Source organism: Pseudomonas sp. Ps21-P2 (assembly GCF_039672565.1).
GTDB lineage: Bacteria > Pseudomonadota > Gammaproteobacteria > Pseudomonadales > Pseudomonadaceae > Aquipseudomonas.
Map to the genome: position 1 here is coordinate 1 of NZ_JBDFPL010000051.1, position 573 is coordinate 573.

The 573-nt window shown below is 55.1% G+C and carries 1 protein-coding gene; it reads right to left on the bottom strand.

All coding sequences use genetic code 11. The features are described from left to right. A partial coding sequence (locus ABEH28_RS27335) for a diguanylate cyclase (protein WP_346631576.1) occupies positions 1–573 on the bottom strand: 573 nt, incomplete at both ends.

Here is a 573-nt window from a genome sequence, read left to right on the forward strand (position 1 = left end):
TATCCAGGGTCGCGATGCCAATGCTGCAGGAGGTAAACAGCGTCTGGCCTTCGATCTCGATGGGTAGGCCAAGCGCTTGTATAATTCGTCCGGCAGTCTCGACAGCCTGTTTCTGGTGGTCTTCGCCGGTAAGTAGAACGGCAAACTCGTCGCCGCCAATCCGCGCAACCACCGCCTCGACGTCAATAGAATAATGCAACCGCTCCGCAACCCGTTTGAGCAACACATCACCAGCGTGATGACCTATGCCGTCATTGACGTATTTGAACCGGTCGAGGTCCATATACAAAACTGTAGCCGTGCTACGGCTGCCGTCGCCCTTTCTACTTAGGGCTTCCTCGATGCGGCTTGTGAAGTACGCCCGGTTCTTGAGTCTTGTGAGTTCATCGTGAAATGCAGCGTAGGACAACTCCTCCTGAATTCTCTCGCGCTCCACCAGCCGTGACTGGAGCGCCACGCGTTCCTCACGATCCATCTGTGCTTGTTGCAATGCCTCCTCAGCTTCTTTTCGCTCAGTGATGTCTCGCTGCACAGACACCCAATGAGTAAACCAGCCGTTCTCGTTTGCCACCG